The 15884-nt window shown below is 67.0% G+C and carries 16 protein-coding genes and 1 pseudogene; 7 read left to right on the forward strand and 10 right to left on the reverse strand.

The genetic code is table 11. The annotated features are described in order from the left end of the window. Nucleotides 1-1362, reverse strand: a complete 1362-nt coding sequence (locus BLW81_RS13440; protein ID WP_083410516.1) for an NAD(P)/FAD-dependent oxidoreductase — start codon at nucleotides 1360-1362, stop codon at nucleotides 1-3. Nucleotides 1363-1502: 140 nt separating this feature from the next. Here BLW81_RS13440 and BLW81_RS13445 point away from each other — a divergent pair, with 140 nt between their 5' ends. Both BLW81_RS13445 and cynS read left to right on the forward strand, forming a co-directional pair. Next, nucleotides 1503-2357 carry a formate/nitrite transporter family protein gene (locus BLW81_RS13445; protein ID WP_083407586.1) on the forward strand — a complete coding sequence of 285 codons (855 nt, stop codon included), beginning with the start codon at nucleotides 1503-1505 and terminating at the stop codon, nucleotides 2355-2357. After that, entirely contained in the window at nucleotides 2354-2803 is a 450-nt protein-coding gene (gene cynS / locus BLW81_RS13450) for a cyanase (RefSeq protein WP_083407587.1), read from the forward strand. Before BLW81_RS13445 ends, cynS begins: the two co-directional genes overlap by 4 nt. Nucleotides 2804-2809: 6 nt before the next feature. On the opposite strand, the gene BLW81_RS13455 is transcribed toward cynS, so the two are convergent. Next, nucleotides 2810-3238 (reverse strand): PPOX class F420-dependent oxidoreductase, encoded by a 429-nt coding sequence (locus BLW81_RS13455; RefSeq protein ID WP_083407588.1) that lies wholly within the window; start codon nucleotides 3236-3238, stop codon nucleotides 2810-2812. Between the two features lie 92 nt (nucleotides 3239-3330). Here BLW81_RS13455 and BLW81_RS13460 point away from each other — a divergent pair. Beyond that, nucleotides 3331-4685: pseudogene (locus BLW81_RS13460) on the forward strand (acetamidase/formamidase family protein). A 2-nt stretch (nucleotides 4686-4687) separates the two neighbouring features. Here BLW81_RS13460 and ehuA read toward each other — a convergent pair. The 4 genes from ehuA to ehuB are packed head-to-tail and all read right to left on the reverse strand — an operon-like array spanning nucleotide 4688 to nucleotide 7721. After that, nucleotides 4688-5452, reverse strand: coding sequence for an ectoine/hydroxyectoine ABC transporter ATP-binding protein EhuA (gene ehuA, locus BLW81_RS13465; RefSeq protein WP_083407589.1), 765 nt, complete (start codon nucleotides 5450-5452; stop codon nucleotides 4688-4690). A gap of 1 nt (nucleotide 5453) precedes the next feature. Next, nucleotides 5454-6119, reverse strand: a complete 666-nt coding sequence (ehuD, locus tag BLW81_RS13470) for an ectoine/hydroxyectoine ABC transporter permease subunit EhuD (RefSeq protein ID WP_083410517.1) — start codon at nucleotides 6117-6119, stop codon at nucleotides 5454-5456. Beyond that, nucleotides 6116-6811 carry an ectoine/hydroxyectoine ABC transporter permease subunit EhuC gene (ehuC, locus tag BLW81_RS13475; protein ID WP_083407590.1) on the reverse strand — a complete coding sequence of 232 codons (696 nt, stop codon included), beginning with the start codon at nucleotides 6809-6811 and terminating at the stop codon, nucleotides 6116-6118. The genes ehuD and ehuC overlap by 4 nt, the downstream gene beginning before the upstream one ends. A 10-nt stretch (nucleotides 6812-6821) precedes the next feature. Next, on the reverse strand, nucleotides 6822-7721 hold the full coding sequence (gene ehuB / locus BLW81_RS13480) for an ectoine/hydroxyectoine ABC transporter substrate-binding protein EhuB (RefSeq protein ID WP_083407591.1): 900 nt from the start codon (nucleotides 7719-7721) through the stop codon (nucleotides 6822-6824). A gap of 185 nt (nucleotides 7722-7906) precedes the next feature. On the opposite strand from ehuB, the gene BLW81_RS13485 reads away from it, so the two are divergent. Further along, on the forward strand, nucleotides 7907-9220 hold the full coding sequence (locus BLW81_RS13485) for a H(+)/Cl(-) exchange transporter ClcA (protein WP_083407592.1): 1314 nt from the start codon (nucleotides 7907-7909) through the stop codon (nucleotides 9218-9220). A gap of 2 nt (nucleotides 9221-9222) precedes the next feature. Here BLW81_RS13485 and BLW81_RS13490 read toward each other — a convergent pair whose 3' ends face one another. From BLW81_RS13490 to BLW81_RS13500, 3 genes are read right to left on the reverse strand one after another with little or no spacing between them, the layout of a single operon-like run. Further along, nucleotides 9223-9753, reverse strand: a complete 531-nt coding sequence (locus BLW81_RS13490) for an SRPBCC family protein (RefSeq protein WP_235632266.1) — start codon at nucleotides 9751-9753, stop codon at nucleotides 9223-9225. Then, nucleotides 9746-10057 (reverse strand): ArsR/SmtB family transcription factor, encoded by a 312-nt coding sequence (locus BLW81_RS13495; protein ID WP_083407593.1) that lies wholly within the window; start codon nucleotides 10055-10057, stop codon nucleotides 9746-9748. Before BLW81_RS13495 ends, BLW81_RS13490 begins: the two co-directional genes overlap by 8 nt. A 52-nt stretch (nucleotides 10058-10109) precedes the next feature. Further along, nucleotides 10110-10760 (reverse strand): hypothetical protein, encoded by a 651-nt coding sequence (locus tag BLW81_RS13500; protein ID WP_235632267.1) that lies wholly within the window; start codon nucleotides 10758-10760, stop codon nucleotides 10110-10112. A 140-nt stretch (nucleotides 10761-10900) separates the two neighbouring features. On the opposite strand from BLW81_RS13500, the gene BLW81_RS13505 reads away from it, so the two are divergent. After that, nucleotides 10901-11659 carry a superoxide dismutase family protein gene (locus tag BLW81_RS13505; RefSeq protein ID WP_173839620.1) on the forward strand — a complete coding sequence of 253 codons (759 nt, stop codon included), beginning with the start codon at nucleotides 10901-10903 and terminating at the stop codon, nucleotides 11657-11659. Nucleotides 11660-11661: 2 nt separating this feature from the next. Here the strand turns inward: BLW81_RS13505 and BLW81_RS13510 are convergent, their stop codons facing one another. Continuing rightward, the gene (locus BLW81_RS13510) at nucleotides 11662-12393 is read right to left on the reverse strand and encodes a M15 family metallopeptidase (RefSeq protein ID WP_235632268.1); all 732 of its coding nucleotides are present in this window, start codon (nucleotides 12391-12393) and stop codon (nucleotides 11662-11664) included. A gap of 947 nt (nucleotides 12394-13340) precedes the next feature. On the opposite strand from BLW81_RS13510, the gene BLW81_RS13515 reads away from it, so the two are divergent. Together BLW81_RS13515 and BLW81_RS13520 are read left to right on the forward strand one after the other, a co-directional pair. Next, nucleotides 13341-15428 carry a hypothetical protein gene (locus tag BLW81_RS13515; protein WP_157897689.1) on the forward strand — a complete coding sequence of 696 codons (2088 nt, stop codon included), beginning with the start codon at nucleotides 13341-13343 and terminating at the stop codon, nucleotides 15426-15428. Between the two features lie 117 nt (nucleotides 15429-15545). After that, nucleotides 15546-15833 (forward strand): DUF732 domain-containing protein, encoded by a 288-nt coding sequence (locus BLW81_RS13520; protein WP_157897690.1) that lies wholly within the window; start codon nucleotides 15546-15548, stop codon nucleotides 15831-15833. Nucleotides 15834-15884 lie beyond the last annotated feature (51 nt).

The raw sequence follows: 15884 nt of genomic DNA on the forward strand, positions 1-15884 counted from the left end.
TCACGAACGCGACGGCCGGTTCTCCCGCGGCGCAGGTTCGGGCAGGTCCCATGTCGAGTACGTGTACCGCTGCTCCGGACGGTCGGCCGCACCGAGCATGAACGCCCGGTGGTACCGGCCCGAACGCGCGATCGACGCCAACCACGTTGTGACCGTGCTGATCCGGTTGCTCACCCCGGTGAGGAACGCGATGTGGATCAGCCCCCACGCCAGCCACCCGAGATACCCCGAGACCCGGACCGGGCCCACCTGGAGCAGCGCGTTGCCATGGCTGATGTAGGCCGCTGACCCGAGATCGCGATAGCGGTACGGACGGCGCGGTCGCCCCGCGAGATCGCGGCGGATGCATGCGGCCGCGTGCAGTCCGCCCTGCATGGCGTTTTCCGCGACACCGGGCAGCTTGTCCCGGCCGACGAGATCACCGATGACGAACACCTCGGGATGTCCGGCGACGGTCAGATCCGGCTCCACCTGGATGCGGCCCGCACGGTCGCTCTGCGCGCCGAGAACTTCGGCGACGTGCCGCGCGAACGGGACGGCTTCCACCCCGGCCGTCCACAGCACGGTCCGCACCCCGAACTCCTGCGCGGCGCCGTCCTTCTTCGCGGTGACCGTGACACCGTCGCGACGCACATCGGTGACGTGCACGCCGAAATGCATCTCGACGCCGAGCTCTGCCAATGTCTGACCGGCTTTCGCCGACAGGTCCGGCGCGAAACTCTTCAGCACGCGGTCGCCGCCGTCGAAGAGCAGCACCCGCGCCTCTTCGGGCTGGATGCTGTGGAATTCGTGCGCCAGCGTCCTGGTCGCCATCTCCCGGATCTGGCCGGCCAATTCCACGCCGGTCGGGCCGCCGCCGGCGACCGCGAAGGTCAGCCAACTCGTCCGCTCCGGCCCGGGCGGCAGCGTCTCGGCGATCTCGAACGCGGTGAAGATCCGCTGCCTGATCTCGAGTGCGTCGTCGAGCGTCTTCATCCCCGGCGCCCAGTGCGCGAATTCCTCGTGGCCCAGATAGGACTGCCGCATGCCCGCCGCCACGACGAGCACGTCGTAGTCGACGACGAACGTGGTCTCGTCCGGTCGCAACGCGGTGACGGTGCGCGCGGACGGGTCCAGTTCGATCGCCTCGCCCAGCAGCGTCCGGACGTTGGAGTAGCGCGCGAACTCCTCGCGCAGCGGGCGGCTGATGTGCCCGATGCTGAGCTTGCCGGTCGCGCACTGGTACAGCAGCGGCTGGAACAGGTGCCCGGCGGCACGGTCGAGCAGCGTGACGTCGACATCGGTCTTGGCCAGCCGGCGAGCGCAGAACAAGCCGCCGAATCCACCGCCGATGATCAGGACCTTGGGTCGTTGCGGGCTCATCACCACCACGGTAACCCGACCTCACCCGCGCCGACCCGACGCTGTGCGGAGTCGGCAACACGGACGCATACGAGAGGTTGTCGATCCGCAACGTAGGTGCGAAACGGTCGACGGGAACTGTCCATCGGAAGGGTTTCCCAATGTCCTACGTCAGTCCGTCCGACTTCGTCGGCAAGATGATCGACGCCGGTGAGTCGAAGGCGCACATGTCCACGCGCGACACGCTGATCCGGGCCTACATGGCCGGCGCGATCCTGGCGATCGCCGCGGCCTTCGCCGTCACGATCACCGTGCAGACCGGCAACGCGCTCGTCGGCGCCGTGCTGTTCCCCGTCGGCTTCTGCCTGCTCTACCTGCTCGGCTTCGACCTGCTCACCGGCGTGTTCACCCTGGTCCCGCTCGCCCTGCTGGACAAGCGCCGCGGCGTCACCGTGCGCACGATGCTGCGCAACTGGGGCTGGGTGTTCCTCGGGAACTTCGCGGGCGCCCTCACGGTCGCGTTCATGATGGCGATCGTCTTCACCTACGGCTTCAGCGTCGACCCGAACGAAGTGGGCCAGCGCCTCGGCGAGATCGGGCACAGCCGCACCGTCGGCTACGCCGAGCACGGCGCCGCCGGAATGCTCACGCTGTTCATCCGCGGTGTGCTGTGCAACTGGATGGTGTCGACCGGGGTGGTCGCCGCGATGATGTCCACCAACGTGTCCGGCAAGGTGATCGCGATGTGGATGCCGATCATGCTGTTCTTCTACATGGGCTTCGAGCATTCGGTGGTCAACATGTTCCTGTTCCCCTCCGGGCTCATGCTCGGCGGTGACTTCTCCATCGCCGACTACTTCATCTGGAACGAAATCCCGACGGTGCTCGGCAATCTCGTCGGCGGTATCACGTTCGTCGGCCTCACGCTGTTCGCCACCCACGCCCGCACCGGCGCGCCCAGGTTCGACCTGGCCGCCGTCGGCGGCCCCCTCGACGCGGAGAAGGTCAGCGCATGACACCGATCATGCCGAAGGCCGACGCCGCCGAACTCGTTGTGGCAGCGCGGATCCGCAAGAAGCTCAGCTGGTCCGACATCGCTGCCGAGATCGACGCGCCACTGGTGTGGTGCGTGGCTGCACTGCTCGGGCAGCACCCGATGTCGGCGGCGCAGGCCGAACGGGTCTGCGCCCTGCTCGATCTCGATGCGGCCGTGGGGGAAAGCCTGCAGCTGCAGCCGGCCCGCGGTATCGACCCGGCGATGCTGTCCGATCCGACGATCTACCGGTTCCAGGAGGCGCTGGCCGTCTACGGGCCGGCGATCAAAGAACTCATCCACGAGGAGTTCGGCGACGGCATCATGAGCGCGATCAACTTCAACGTCGACATCCGACGCCGCCAGGACCCCGACGGGGACCGCGTCGTCGTCACGTTCGACGGGAAGTTTCTCGACTACCGCTGGTAGCGCTGCTCAGACGTTGCGGATGTCGGCGACCAACTCGTGTGGCTCGATATCGGGAGTGTCGACACCAAAACTGATGATCCGCTTCGGCGTGATGCGGATGATCGCCAGATCCATGTCCGCGTGCGCCTCGTCACCGACGGCAGGGGCGTCGAGGCGCGCCTGCTCGGCGGTGCCGCGGATCTCCAGGCACCGCACCCGCCATGGGTCGCGCGACGTGACATCGTCGACGACGAACGCGACCTTGTCGTTCTTGGCGATGTTGCGATACTTCTGGCTCTTCGACATGCGGTAGCCCGGGATGTCGATGGTGCCGAGTTCCTCGTTGTAGGAGAACCCGACCGGACTGTTCTGCGGTGTGCCGTCAGGTTGAATGGTGGCCAGCCTGCCCAGCACGGACTCCCGCAGGTACGCGATCTCATGCGCTTTGAATGTCATGCCCGCACGGTAGGACCTCAACATAAGTTGATGTCGACGTCGTAAACCCAACGGCAACATGGCTGCAACAACACCTGGGTAGTTTTCGGCCGGTGACTGATTCATTTGCGCGCGCCGCCGCCGAAGTCATCAGCAAGGGGATCGGTCGACGCGACTTCGTCCGCGCCGTCGCGGCGGTGAGCGCCGGTGCGGGCATCGCGAGCGTCGCCGCCGCCTGCGCGACCGAGGACACCGCCCAGGCCACGGGCGCCACCACCGAGGGCTTTCAGACCTGCAACCCGGTCAGGGCGACATCTCAGGCGACCACTACCTGCAGTCGGTTCCCGACCAGGTGCTGTGGGGTTACGTCCCGACCGTGCACGCCACGCCCGTCATGCAGATGCGGTCCGGGCAGACCGTCACGGTCGATACCGTTTCGCACGAGGGCATCCTCGAGGACCAGGGCCGCAATCCCGTCGAGTACTTCGGGGCCAAGGGCGTCGGCGAAGGCGATGTGCTGCAGGACGCCATCGCGGTGGCCGCCGATTACCAGCGCACGCCACGCAACTTCGACAAAGACGGTCCGCATGTGGTGACCGGCCCGATCTTCGTCGAAGGCGCCCAACCGGGCGATGTCCTCAAAATCGAGACGCTGCAGGCTGTTCCACGCGTGCCCTACGGCGTGGTCTCCAGCCGCCACGGCAAGGGCGCGCTCGCGCTGAAGCCCGACGGCACTGCGCCCGCCGGCATCACCATCGAGGAGGTGATGCCACCCGTCGCCACCGACGGACGGCCGAAGAAAGACCCCATGCAGTACGGCAACGTCTCGACCTTCACCGCCGTCGAGGACGGCCACGGCGTCATGTCCTACGGCGACGCGCGGGTGCGGTTTCCGCTGTCGCCGTTCATGGGCATGATGGGCGTCGCGTTCTCGCAGGACCGCGATCTCACTGCGCCCACCGCGAATTCGATCCCGCCGACGTTGGGCGGCGGCAACATCGACATCCGGTTGCTCGGTGAGGGGTCCACGCTGTATCTGCCGGTCTTCGCCGAGGGCGCCCTGTTCTACGTCGGCGACCCGCACATGGCGATGGGCGACGGCGAGGTCGCGCTGACCGCGATGGAGGGCTCGCTGCGCGGCACCTACCGGCTGACCGTGTGCAAGCCCGGATCCGGTGACGCCCCGTCGGTGGCCTACAGCTATCCGTTCGCCGAGACCGCCGACTCCTGGGTGCCGATCGGCCTGTCCGATCCTGACGGCTCGATCGGTGGCCAGGACAGCGACCTCGGCGTCGCCATGCGGCGGGCGGTGATCAACGCGCTGGACTTCCTCGAAACCGACCAGGGCATGGACCGCGCGACGGCGTATGCCTACCTGTCGGCCGCCTCCAACTTCACCGTCTCGCAGGTCGTCGACCGCACCGTCGGGGTGCACGGCGAGATCGTCAAGTCGCACTTCGCGGTCTGATCCTAACTGCGCTCCAGCACCGCGTGGAGGAACTCGCGGGTGCGCTCGTGCTCGGGTGCACTGAAGATCTTCTCGGGCCGTCCGTCCTCGATCACCGTGCCGCCGTCGAGCATCATCACGCGGTCCGACACGTTTTTGGCGAAGTTCATCTCGTGGGTCACGCACAGGAACGTGATGTCGGTGGTAGCCGCGATGTCCTTCAGCAGCGCGAGCACGCCGGCCACCAGTTCCGGATCGAGCGCCGAGGTGACTTCGTCGAGCAGCAGCACGTCGGGCCTCATGGCCAGCGCACGCGCGATCGCGACCCGCTGCTGCTGGCCGCCTGACAGCTGGGACGGACGGGCGTCGGCCTTGTCGGCGAGCCCCACCATCTCCAGCAGCTCGTCGGCACGGCGGTCGGCTTCGTCGCGGGAGAGCCCGAGGGAGCGGATCGGCGCCTCGGTGATGTTCTGCCGTACCCGCATATTGGGGAAGAGGTTGAACTGCTGGAACACCATGCCGATCCGTTTACGCAGGCGCCGCTGGTGTTTCTCGTCGGCGGGTAGCTCGCGGCCCCGCTGCGTCATATGGCTGAGGCATTCCCCGCCGACGTAGATCCGTCCGTCGCTGACCTGCTCCAGGGTCATCAACAAGCGAAGTATCGTGGTTTTCCCGCACCCGCTCGGCCCGATCAGCGTGACGAATTCCCCTGCAGAGACTGCGAAATCGAGGCCGTCGAGAACCACATCATCGTCAAACCGCTTGACGACGTCGTGGAACCTGATCATCTCAGCGGGCGTATCGGACATGTCGCTCCATCCATCGGACGAGTAGGGAGGCGGCGTAGCTCAGTACGAGGAACAGCACGCCGGCGATGGTTATCGGCTCGATGTAGCGGAAAGCCCGTGAGCCGAGTTGGTTGGCCACGCCGACGATGTCGAGGACGCCGATCATCAGGAGCAGCGGGGTCTCCTTCAGCATGGAGATCGTGTAGTTCCCGAGGGCGGGCAGCACGCGTGGCACAGCCTGCGGAAGGATCACGGCCGTCCAGGTCCGTACACGGGGAAGGTTCAGCGCGACGGCGGCATCCCACTGACCGCGCGGCACCGCCTCGATTCCGGCGCGGTAGACCTCGGCCGTGTAGGTGGCGTAGTGCAGCCCCAGAGCGATGACCCCGGTCGTCAGCGGGTCGAAGCGCACCCCGAAATCCGGGAGAACGAAGAACAAGAAGAAGATCTGCACCAAAAGCGGTGTGCTGCGGACGAACTCGATAATACCCCAGGTGACGGAGCGGACCAGCCGGATCGGCGATCGGCGAAGCAGCATCAGCACCAGACCCAGGGCGTAGGCCAGCAGCGAGCCGAGCACCGTGGCCACCAGCGTGATCCGCAGTCCGTTGACCGCGATGTCGGGGAACACATCCCAGGCGTACTGCCAATCCCACACCACGCTCAGCGGACCTCGCGTCTTCTCAGACCGTGGGGTTCGCGGCCGACCAGCGCAGCCGCCCACCGTTCCAGCAATCGCATCAACACGGTGATCAGCGCGGCCAGCGCCAAATAGAACAGCAACACGATCGTCCAGATGGTGGCCGCCTCGGAGATGAACCGGTCGATGAGCACCTCGCGGGCCTGATACGTCATCTCGTGCACAGTGATGATCGTCAGCAGCGAACTGCCCTTGAGCAATTGGATGAACAGGTTGTTGAACGGCGGCACCATCTCCACGAGTGCCTGCGGCAGGATCACCCGCGCCATCCGCTGTCGGGGAGTCAGGTTCAGCGCGATGGCGGCGTCATACTGCGCCCGCGGCACGGCCTGCACCGCGCCCCTGACGGTCTCGGCGCCGTACGCGCCGAAGTTCAACCCCAGCACCGCGATACCGGCCGCCAACGGAACGATCTGATAGCCGACGAGGACGGGAAGCACGAAATAGATCCACATCAGCTGGACGACCTCGGACGTGCCGCGCCAGATCTCGACGTAGATCCGCGCGAGGAAACGCACCACCCGCCACCGGGACAGCATCGCCAACCCGGCCACGAACGACAGCACCGTGGCGATCACGATTCCGCCGACCGTCGCCTCGACCGTCAGCAGCAGGCCGGCGGCGATCGTCTCGACGAACAGCCCGACATTGTCGAACACCGGCTCGTCCTCAGCCGGCGTCGGCCTCGCACAGCTGCTCAGTGGTCACGTCATCCGGCGGCACATTGTCCGCCGTGAAGCCGAATGGCTCGACGATGCGCAACCAGTCGCCGTTGTCGTGCAGATTCTCCAATGCCGTGTTGAACTCCTCGACCAGTTCGTCGTCGCCCTTGCGGAACACGAAGCCGCCGGCCTGGATCTGTTCCTTACCGTCGATGACCGGCACGAATCCCTTGGTGACCTCCAGGGGAACTCCCGGGTTGTCGGCGACCATGCGGCGCAACGAGATATCGGTGAGCGCGCCGGCGTACGCCCGGCCGTCGCGCAGCGCCTGCAGCATTTCCGGCTGCCCCTGGTAGGGCTGGATGAGGTTGGCCGGGATCCCCATCGACTGGGCGACGGCCTCTTCGACCGTTCCCGACAGCACCGCCAGCGGGAGCCCTCTCGCCTTGATGTCATCGAGGTTGTTCACCTGCTGCGGATTGCCCGCGGGCACGAGCAAAGCGGTGGGGGTGACGTAGTCGACGGCCGAAAACTGGGCGTTCGCACACCGATTCGGCAGGATCGCCATCCCGGCGGCCACCATGTCGTACTGGCCGGCATTGAGGGCGGGGATGAGCTGGCTGAACTCGACCTGAGTGGCGTCCACGTTGTCGATGCCCATGGCCGCGAAGACCGCCTTGGCCACCTCGGGCGCCTCGCCGGTGACCTCGCCGTTCTCGGTGTAGCCGTAGGGCACCTCGCCGGCGATCCCGATCTTCACAGTGCCCGCGTCGCGGAGGCGCTGCAGGGTTCCGCCCTCGCCCCCGTCGGGTACTCGTGAGCACGCTGCGAATGTCGCCACGGCGAGCACGAGTACCGCCGCCGTCGCTCCGAACCTGGTGATTTTCCGTCGTATCGAGGTGGCCATGACCCAACCCTTTTCGTATCCACTGATTCACGTAGGTGACAACTTCGGTCCTCTGAACGTATGTGCAACCGCGCACCGCGTCAAAGGTGGGGTGACACTCGGCGTTCCCGGCGGATGAACCCGGCCGATCTGTGAGATCGTGACTCGCGACGGCCGCAGGAGGTGCGGCCCGACCGATCCGCACCATGACGAAGCCGACGACAGAGCCGCCACCCGAGCCCCTGCGGGGCACCGTGCTGCTGTGCGTGACCGCGATGGCGGCGGGCGTGGCGATCGGTTTCGTCGGCGGCGCCTTCCGCTGGTGTCTGGAGAAGGCGGACCTGCTGCGCGTCGACTTCGTCGACTGGACGCACCGGCTCGCCGGGCCCGGCTGGCTGCTCCCGATCGTCGCGGCCGCCGCCGGCGCCACACTGGCCGCCCTCGTCGTGCGCTGGATGCCGCTGGCCGCCGGAAGCGGGATCCAACACGTCGAGGCGGTGTACAAGGGGCACGCCGCGCCGCCGCAGTTGCGGCTGCTGCCGGCGAAGTTCGTCGGGGGAGTGCTGTCGATCGGGTCCGGGCTGGTGCTCGGTCGTGAAGGACCGACCGTGCACATGGGTGCGGCGATCGGCGCGGAGGCGGCGCGCCGCGCACGTGTGGCCGATGGCGAGGCGCGGATGCTGCAGTCCGCGTTGGGCGGCGCCGGTCTCGCGGTGGCGTTCAACGCGCCGATCGGTGGCGCGCTGTTCTCGCTCGAGGAAGTGACGAAGTCCTTCCGGCTGCAGACCGTGCTGACCACCGTCCTGGCCACCGCGACCGCCGTCGGCTGCTCGCGGCTCGTCGTCGGGGATCAACCGGATTTCCTACTGGGAGCGGTGGATTCACCGTCGCTGTCGTGGCTTCCGGTGTTCGTCGTGTTCGGGTTGCTGACCGGCGTCGTCGGCGTGCTCTACAACCGCGTCGTCCTCGGGTTCCTCGACAACATCGGCAAACTGCGACGGATCCCGACCGTCCTCAAGGCGACCGTGATCGGCGCCGTCATCGGTCTCGTGGCCTTCGTCGACCCCCTCGCGGTGGGCGGCGGCGACACCCTGACCCAGCTGATCCTGGGCGGCGACAGCCTGGTCCTGCCCGTGGTGGCCGGCCTTCTCGTGATGCGCTTCCTCGCCGGGCCACTGTCCTATTCGGCGGCGGTGCCGGGTGGTCTGTTCGCCCCGCTGCTGGCCGTCGGCACGCTGTGGGGAGTGCTGTTCGTCGGCGGGTTCGACGCCATCTGGCCGGGCGACGTCTCGTCGCTGGCGGTGCCGATGGCGCTCGTCGGGATGGCCGCGTTCTTCGCGGCGACCGTGCGGGCGCCGATCACCGCGATCGTGCTCGTCATCGAGATGACCGCGACGACATCGGTTGCCGTGCCGATGCTGGCGGGCGTCGCCGCCGCGGTCCTCGTCGCCGAGCTGCTCCGGTCACCGCCGATCTACGACAGCCTCCGTGAGCGGATGCCCGCCGAGCCGATGGCCTGAGCTCACGACAGCAGCTTCTCGAGCTTGTCGAGCTGTGCCTTGTAGCCCCACTTCATGCCGAACGCGGCCATCTTGGCCTTCGCGCCGATGTTGGTGATCGTGATGTGCAACTGGACGTGGGTCTGGCCGTCGCGCTCGGTGAGCGTGATGTCGTTGACGTGCTCGATCGTCGACCCCTCTTCCTCGCCCTCGGTCCACGACCGGGCGTCATACGTCAGCCGCGCACGGTCGTCGATCTGGGTGAACGTGCCCGCCATCGGCCAGCGCGTGCCCTGGTACTTGCCCATCTCCTCGCCGGCCTCCATGACGATGTAGATCCGGCCGCCGATGCTCAGGTCGACCTCGCACTCCGGGACGAACGTCTTCTCCGGGCCCCACCACTGCCGCAGCATGTCCGGTTCCGTCCATGCCCGCCACACCGTTTCGATCGGGGCGCGGTACGTGCGCTCGAGGTCGAGGTTCTTCGTCTTCTTGAACAACTGCAAAATCATGGTGTCGTCACTTTCGTGGTCGGTGGGGCTGCGATCACTCATCGATGGAATCGAGAAATTCGCCGAGCGAGTCCAGACGGGCCTCCCACAGCTGCGCGAAGGACTCGGCCCACCGGCCGATCTCCTCGAACGGCGCAGCCTCGAGGTGGTAGATCCGCTGCCTGGCGATGGCTTCGCCGGCGACGATCCCCGAATCACCCAGCACGCGAAGGTGTTTGCTCACCTGTGGTTGACGGATCTCGAGTCTCTCGGAGATCTCACCCACGGAAAGCGGTCCCGCGCGCAGCAATTCGACGATCCTCAGGCGACTCGGCTCGGCGAGAGCGCCGAAGGTCGTCGGCTGCATGCCGCCAAGCTACGTCCCACGACATATTCCTGTCAAGGAATATGTCGTGGGCTCAGTCCCGGGACCGCCCCAGCCGCCACTTGGTCTTCTTCGGCGCCTGATAGGCGTCGTGGGTCCAGGCATCCCACATCAGCTCGTTCTCCGCCTGCACCGGGCTGTTGGTGACCGTCCAGCCGAGCCGTTCGGCTTCGGTTGCGCACCAACGGATCAGCGATCCGTCGGCGCCGATCTCCTCGGCGAGGATGACCCGCTCGTCGGTCCCGAGCCGGTCGCTGAACGCCTGCATCGTGTTCTTGAGCCGGAAGTAGGGCACCGCACCGTCGAACTGTCTGCACAGTTCCAGCAGCTCTTTGCGCGCCCGGTCGAGGAAGGTCACCGGCTCGGGCAAGTCGGGGACGGGGGCTTCCTGCCGAGGAGCCTCCGTGTCAGCCGCCGTGTCTTCCCCGGCCAACTCGCGGTACCTGACCCGCAGCTCCTCGAGTTCGGCCACCGCGGCCAGCGCCGTCTCCCGCCACCACACGGCGTGGTACTCGACCAGCTTCACCTCGCAGTCGGGGCAGACGTCCGGGGGTTCGGCGTCGAGGACCGTGGGGGCCTCGAGCATCGCCCCGCACAACGCGTGGTCCTGACGATGGTTCAGGTAGTCCTGGTGGTGCACCACCGCGGCCGAAGCCTGCTGCAGGTAGCTGTGGGGTGGTTCCACACCAGCAAAAGTAGTCCAACAGCGTTGACTGAGCTGTCAGTTTTTGCAAACGATCGGAGTCTCAAAGCAATTCGGCGTCCTCCGGGAGGCGTCTGCGGCGGGACGGTTTGTCCGCACAGAACCGGGGGTAGGACCACGGCATGAACAGGCATGTCACCGTCGCCATCGCCGCACTCGCCGTCGTCGCGGGCGGCTGCGCCAACGAATCCTCCGACACCGGGTCGACGACCACTTCCGGGCCCGAGTCCGGCGCACAGAAGCTGACCACGCAACTCAAGACCGCCGACGGCACCGCGGTCGCCAACGCCACGATCGACTTCACCGACGGATACGCCACGGTGACTGTCGAGACCACCGGCACCGGCGCCCTGTCGCCGGGGTTCCACGGCCTGCACCTTCACTCTTTCGGGCGGTGCGAGCCCTCCGGCGACTTCAGCTCGGCCGGAGAACATTTCCAGGCCCCCGGCCAGACGAGCATGCCGGCCAGCGGCGACCTGCCTCCGCTGCTGGTGCGCTCCGACGGGGCCGGACGGCTGGTCGCCACCTCGGATGCGTTCACCGAGGAGCAGCTCACCGGCCCGGACGGGTCGTCGATCATCCTGCACGAGGGCGCCGATATGCCCGGTGCCACCGAGGGCGCCGACACGCGCATCGCATGCGGCGTGATCAGCCCCGTGAGCACCAGCACCTCGGTGTCGACGTCCACGTCCACGTCCGTCGTCACCACGACGGCCGTCGCACCCCCGCCGCCCGCGACGGTCACCGAGACGTCTCCGGTCGCGCCGACGACCACCACGGTCAGCCCGCCGACGGAGACCAGCACCGTCACCGAGACGACCGTGACGACGACCGCCGTCCCGAGCCCGACGTCGGAGCTGCCGCCGGCTCCCAACGGCTGACCTCAGCCCGGCAGCGGCGCCACCGGGAAGTCGAAGTACGTCTCGGGGTAGGTCTCGGGCTTGAAGGTGAAGTGCCACCACTCCAGCTCGTAGTTCTGCAGGCCCTGACGTTCCAGGCCGTCCTTGAGCAGCAGCCGGTTCTTGAGCTGCTCGCCCTGGACCCGGGGATCGAGCGTGTGCGCGAGCGTGTCGAAGCAGTCGTAGCCGGTGCCCATGTCGATCGAGTTGTCTCCGAATCGCTGTGACGCGGGCGCGGCGCAGTCCACCAGCGGCTGGCCGGGCACGTACGGCGGCGTCGCCGCGGCCGGAAGTTCGACCAGCGTCAGGTCGACCGTGCTCCCGCGGCTGTGCCCGGACTGCTCGGCGATATAGCCGTCCTCGAACAGCCGCGACTTGTCGACGCGGGGATAGAACTCCGCCTTCATGCGCTGATCGGCCAGATCGGACGCCCAGCCCACGAATTCGTCGACGGCGCGCTGCGGCCGGTAGCAGTCGTAGACCTTCAACGAGTAACCGTCGGCGAGGAACTCCTGCTGCGCGCGGCGCAGCGCGTCTGCCGCCGGACGGGTGAGCAGGCACATGGGTGCGTCGTAACCGACCACCGGATCCCCGGTGAAGTTGTGGGGCGTCGCGTACCGGATCTCCATCAGGATCGTCGGGTCGACGTCGCCGAGAGATACGAAGTCGACGGGCGCCGACGGGTCCGGCGGGGCCGCCGCGACCGGTGCAGCCATGGCCGTTTCGATGGCCGTCGCGACCACAAATCCGACAACCATTCCTGTTATCCGCAGGAGTCTTCTCGGCATTCCGTTATTTGAACACTTGGCGGCGAGGGTCGCACCCGACAAATTTGACAAAAAGGGGTCATCCGGGCCGCGCCAGGAGCACGCAAAAGTGCGGCGGCCGGGAACACGCCCCGGACGGCCGATCGAGTTTGCTCAGACACGGGAACTTCAGCCTCCGGTTCCAATGCAGCAACCGCAGTCAAGCCGCAATCCGCCGCTTCCGAGCGACGAAGCGATACCCCCGTCAGGTACGGCTCAAACCCACCTCAAGGGAACTATTCCGACAAACCGGCGATCGGTCATCGGACAAATGAGGCTCGCCGCGAGACAACCGCGCAACTGCCTCGGCGCGGAGTGTCGGCTTGTCTCGGCGAAGCGGTCGGCGCCGGCGCGCCCAGCGCCCACAGGCGCCCGAACCCAGGCGCGACGAGGACGCCCGTGGCGCACGTCACCAGCGAATTTCATGTCGGTCCGAGTGGGAACGTGGTGGTGTGAAACCCGTGGGCAACGGACCGCTGATCCGGTGACCTCCGCAGACCCGCCGGGGCAGCGAACCGCCCGGGCCGTCGACGGGCAGGAAATTCGAGGGGGCGGTCGATACGGTCACTTTGGTCACACAAAGGCGCGAAAACAGCGGTGGTAGCAAAACAATGCGGTTTGCGATTGCGGGTCGTTCCTTTGTCCGATTTGTCACCCGGCCGGAACGGGCCGCGCCGCCGGATGTCGCACCTTTTGTACCGATTTGTCAGTTTCAGCTAACTCTGCACATCACGGCCGCAGAACGGGGGTCGATTACGCGCTAGACAATTTGCGATGCATGAATGGCAATGCATTTCCCTTGTATCGACCACGTGATAAATTCTTTGCTGTCTCAACAGCCCTATGAGGGGGATCACATGCATCTCGCAATTCGTCCATATGTGACCACCGGCATAGCGATCGCAGGAGCAAGCCTTATAACGGTGGCTCCGGTGAGCGTGGTCCCTACCGCCTCACCCCTGCAGAACGTCGCGCCGAAATCGGTCACCAATCAGCCAGTAGCGCTCACCAGCCTGAGTGAGGCGCTCAACTACTACGCCGGCCAGCTGGGGCAGCTCGGTCAGTTCGCGATCGGCGGCGCCGGCGATCTCACCCAGTTCGCGATCGGCGGCACCGGTGATCTCGTGCAGTTCGGCATCGGCGGCGCCGGTGACCTCACCCAGTTCGCGATCGGCGGGGTCGGAGACCTCACGGAGTTCGGCCTCGGGGCCGTCGGCGACGCGATCCAGGGTGCGCTCGGAAACTTCACCGGCAGCATGAACCGCACCGCTGCGTCCGCGAGCCTCGTCGGTCCGCAGGCGCAGTTGGTGGATCCGGGCGATGCGGGTGATCTGGTTCAGTTCCTGTTGGGGGAGTTGGGTCAGGCGGTTCAGTTCGGTATCGGCGGTGCCGGTGACTTCACCGAATTTGTGCTCGGCGGTGTCGGCGATCTGACGCAGTTCGGGCTCGGCGAGTTGGGTAACGGTGCCGAGTTCGTGTTGGGTGAGACCGGCCAGTTGGTGCAGGCGCTGCTGAATCTGATCGTCGGGTTCAATCCGTTGGCTGCGTCGGCGCCAGAGGCGTTGGCGGCCAGTGCACTTGCGCCGCAGGCGCAGTTGGTGGATCCCGGCGATGCGGGTGATCTGGTTCAGTTCCTGTTGGGGGAGTTGGGTCAGGCGGTTCAGTTCGGTATCGGCGGTGCCGGTGACTTCACCGAGTTCGTGCTCGGCGGTGTCGGCGATCTGACGCAGTTCGGGCTCGGCGAGTTGGGTAACGGTGCCGAGTTCGTGTTGGGTGAGACCGGCCAGTTGGTGCAGGCGCTGCTGAATCTGATCGTCGGGTTCAATCCGTTGGCTGCGTCGGCGCCAGAGGCGTTGGCGGCCAGCGCACTTGCGCCGCAGGCGCAGTTGGTGGATCCCGGCGATGCGGGTGATCTGGTTCAGTTCCTGTTGGGGGAGTTGGGTCAGGCGGTTCAGTTCGGTATCGGCGGTGCCGGTGACTTCACCGAGTTCGTGCTCGGCGGTGTCGGCGATCTGACGCAGTTCGGGCTCGGCGAACTGGGCGAGGCCACCGAGTTCGCGCTCGGCGAGACCGGCCAGCTGGTGCAGGCGATCCTCAACGCGATCGTCGGCTTCAGCCCGCTCGCGGCCCCGTCGACGCCAGAGACGTTGGCGGCCAGTGCACTTGCGCCGCAGGCGCAGCTCGCCGAACCGGCCGACGCCATCCAGTTCGCGCTGGGATCGCTCGGCCAGGCCGGCCGGTTCGTCATCGGCGGCACCGGCGACCTGGTGCAGTTCGGCATCGGTGGCACCGGCCAGGTCGTGCAGTTCGCGCTCGGCGGCACCGGCGATCTCGTGCAGTTCGGCCTCAAGGGTGTCGGCGACACCACCGAGGCCGTGCTCGGCGCGATCGGCAATGCCATCCAGGGCGCGCTCACGCCGCCGACGACCGGAAGTGTCGGCACCTTGGACGTGTCGGTCGACGAGGCGTCGGAGGTGCCGAACTCGGTGCGTGCATCCCTGTCGAGCGGTGCGGCGACGAGCGAGGTGCAGGCCTCGCCGAGCGCCAGTCGGGCGGCAGCCGCGACCACCGCGACGGACGGCGCGCAGGGATCCGGTTCGTCGAGCACCGACGGCAACACCGACGGGGCATCCGCTGGTGCGGGCGGCGACGACTCGTCCGGCTCGGGCGAGGCCAAGCCGGCCAAGAAGCCGACCAACAAGAAGAAGAAGGCCGACACCAAGAAGGCCGATGACACCGATGACTCGACCGGCAGCGGTTCGAACAGCACCGGCTCCAACAGCGGCAGCAGCTCGAACAGCGGCGGCTCGACCACCGGTGGTTCCACCGCCGGCGGCTCGACCACCGGTGGCTCCAACGACGGGGGCTCCAACGGCGGCTCCGGCGGCGGCAGCGGCTCGGGTGGCGGTTCGGACTCCGGCTCCGGTGGCGGTGACTCCGAGTAACTGAGCACGCGAATCGGCCCCTTCCACAAGGAAGGGGCCGATTTTGCGTTGGCGTCAGAACCGGTAGGTTATGTGAATGGCCATTCACATATGAGGGCCGTCCACGCTTCAACGGAGGTGAACCTGTTGCGTTACCTGTTCAGCACGCTGGTGGTCGCGGGTGCCGCGCTGGCGTTGGCTGCCCCGGCGGTCGCTGACGAGGCTGATTTCGTCCGCAAGATGCACGATCAGCTGGTGTTCCTGACCCCTGACGAGATCCTCGCGGCCGGCTACCGGGTCTGCGCGGCGGCGCGCAGCGGGGTGCCGGCGTCGGACTCCGTGGTGACGGTGAGTGACGAACTCGGCATCTCCGTGCCCTCCGCCGGCGACCTCGTCAGCCTCGCGGTGGTCGAACTCGGCTGCTGAACGGTTCGACAAGCTTTCATAACGAGCTGATCAAGCGGCGCGCGCCCCGCG

The organism is Mycolicibacterium rutilum, from assembly GCF_900108565.1.
Lineage (GTDB): Bacteria > Actinomycetota > Actinomycetes > Mycobacteriales > Mycobacteriaceae > Mycobacterium > Mycobacterium rutilum.